We start from the raw sequence: 2,659 nt of genomic DNA on the forward strand, positions 1-2,659 counted from the left end.
TGGCGGCCTCCGCCTCGAGTTGGAGGTCCGCCAGAACGGCGGCCATGGCCGGCTGGTCCACCAGGGTCGCCCCGAACGCCGCCCTGTGTCGGGCGTGCCACGCGGCCTCGGCCACACCCTGACGCATGCCGGCCGTCGCGCCCAGGACGCAATCGAGGCGGGTGCGGCCGACCATCTCGATGATCGTGCGCACCCCGCGGCCGGCATCGCCGACCATCCAGCCCAGGGTGCCGTCGAACTCCACCTCGGACGAGGCGTTGGACTTGTTGCCGAGCTTGTCCTTGAGACGCTGGACCAGGAAGGGGTTGCGCTCGCCGCCCGGGAGGACGCGGGGGACGAGGAAGCAGCTCAGGCCCTCCGGCGCCTGCGCCAGCACCAGGAAGGCGTCCGACTGCGGGGCCGAGCAGAACCACTTGTGGCCGCGCAGCATGTGCAGGCCGTCGCCCACCGGGGTGGCCGTGGTGGTGTTGGCCCGGACGTCCGAGCCGCCCTGCTTCTCGGTCATGGCCATGCCGAACAGCACGCCCGACTTGGTGGCGGGGTCGCGCAGCTGGGGGTCGTAGACCGTGGACATCAGCGCCGGCTCCCATTCCGCGGCCAGTTCGGGGCTCAGCCGCAGCGACGGGACCACGGCGTGCGTCATGGACAGCGGGCAGCCGTGACCGGCCTCGATCTGCGAGACGAGCATGAAGCCGACCGACCGCTCCACGGTGGCGCCGGGACCCGGGTCCGCCCAGGCGGAGGTGTGCAACCCGCGGGAGACCGAGTACTCCATGATCCGGTGGTAGGAGGGGTGGAACTCGATCTCGTCCACCCGGTTGCCCCACCGGTCGTGGGCGCGGTGCACCGGCGGCAGTGTGTTGGCCAGTTCCGCGTCGTGCTGGTATTGCTCGGTGCCCACGTGTCGGCCGATCTCGTGGAAGCGCTGGGTGGCCGCGTCGGGGGCGAAGACGCCCACGGCCTCGCAGAGGGCAGGATTGAGGGCGTACTCGTCCACGTCCACGCGCGGCGGCGCCTGGTTGAGGACCTCGTGGGTGGTGTGGTTTCGGGTGGTCGACATGAGCTGGGTCCTCCTCCGGCCGGCGGTGTTCAGGACTTGAAGTACATGAGTTGGTGACTCGTTGCGAGCAGGGTGCCATCGCGGCTCCACAGCCTCGCCGATTCGTCGTGGTAGTTGCCGTGGAACCGGTGGGCGTGGACGCTGCCCAGAACGAAATCCGTGCCCTGGGCCGCGATCTCGTCCGCGGTGGCCAGGTAGTGGATGGTCAACGTCACGGTTCCCGCGGGGACCGGCCTACCGAGCCGGAGGAACGACCTCGGGAAGAACGAATCGCACATCGCCGTGAGCGCGACGTGGTCGAGGGGGCGGGGCGGGGTGTCGCGGATCCACATCGTCGTCGTCGAATCCGGGCTCGTCTCCCCGTCCTCGACCGACTGCCACGCCCCGGTCACGAACCGCATGTCGTAGTTGTCCACCCACCTGACCCCGCGGTCCGCCGCGGCCGGGGTCAGGTCCTCCGGCGCCGGGACCTCGGGCGGACCGGCCTCGGTCTCCGACCACGTCTCGCGGCGCAGCGCGGTGATCGCCGTGGCGGTGGTGACCACCTGATCGCCCTGGCGCATCTCGAGCCACCAGTGCTGGTTGGAGCGGTTGGTACGGGTCGGCAGCACCTCGATCTCGAACTCGCCCTCGGCCACCGGGCCCGCGAAGTTCAACGTCAGCGCCAGGGGGTCACCGTGTCGCCCGGGGTGCTGCAGGATCGCCTGCAGCATGGTCGCCGCGGTCGTACCGCCGAACGGCCCGACCATGTTGGCCCACGCGTCGACGGTGCGGCCCCGGACCAGGTTCTCGCCGCCGCGTTCGAGCGCGACGGCCTGGTCCAGCGCGTGGGCGGGGGCGTTCTGACCGGTCACGGCATTCTCCTGATCAGGCGGCGTGAGGGGTGCGCCACCGAGTGGTCCCACCGTACCGAGGGGGCGAGGCGAGCCAGCCACAACTCACGGTGGCCCTGCGGTGTGAGCCATGTCACCATAGAGGGGCAAGGGCTCATGTGGAGAGGTGGCCTCGATGTCCGGAACCGTCAGAACACTCACTGTCACAGCCCTGACCGCCGGCCTGGTCGCGTCCTGGGCGCCCGCTGCATCCGCGGTCAACACCGACTCCCTCATGCCGCCGCCCGCCGGATGTTCGGTGGACGTGCAGCGGATCGCCGCGCAGACCCCCGGGCCGTTCCCCGGCGTCGGGTGGACGGTCGGGCAGAGCGGAAACCTGTGCGGTGAGCTCGGCTACCTGTTCCTGGAGACCGCGGGCGGGACTGTCTCGTCACCCACCCGAGTCGTCCTGTTCCACCGCGGCGAGCAGGTCGCGACGCAGCCCGGCACCACTCCGCGTGTCCTGCTGGGGCAGCACAGCGACTTCCACGTGGAGCTTCGCGTGCAGCAGGAGCCGGCGGCGGGGCAACCCAACGCGGCCGCCGTGTACGCCTCCACCATCTACGTGTGGAACCCGCTCGCCGGCGCGGGCGACGCGACCCCTGTCGGACCGCTGCCGCCCGGGATGACTCTCTAGCGCGGGCCCCGGTGTGGCGACGTGAGCGGGTCGGACCGGCTTAGGGGGAAGCGGGGCCCCGGTGGGCCGGGTGGCGGTCGGTCCCCGGTC

The 2,659-nt window shown here is 71.3% G+C and carries 3 protein-coding genes; 1 reads left to right on the forward strand and 2 read right to left on the reverse strand.

Translation table 11 applies throughout. The features are described 5' to 3' along the window. A partial coding sequence (locus tag G6027_RS14760; RefSeq protein WP_182637831.1) for an acyl-CoA dehydrogenase family protein occupies positions 1–1,060 on the reverse strand: 1,060 nt, incomplete at its 3' end. A 29-nt stretch (positions 1,061–1,089) separates the two neighbouring features. Next, on the reverse strand, positions 1,090–1,884 hold the full coding sequence (locus G6027_RS14765; RefSeq protein WP_241727162.1) for a thioesterase family protein: 795 nt from the start codon (positions 1,882–1,884) through the stop codon (positions 1,090–1,092). 184 nt (positions 1,885–2,068) lie between these two features. Between G6027_RS14765 and G6027_RS14770 the strand changes: the two genes are divergently transcribed. After that, positions 2,069–2,569 carry a hypothetical protein gene (locus G6027_RS14770; protein WP_182637833.1) on the forward strand — a complete coding sequence of 167 codons (501 nt, stop codon included), beginning with the start codon at positions 2,069–2,071 and terminating at the stop codon, positions 2,567–2,569. The last annotated feature ends 90 nt before the right edge of the window (positions 2,570–2,659 follow it).

This window comes from Dietzia sp. SLG310A2-38A2, assembly GCF_014145095.1.
Taxonomy (GTDB): Bacteria; Actinomycetota; Actinomycetes; order Mycobacteriales; family Mycobacteriaceae; genus Dietzia.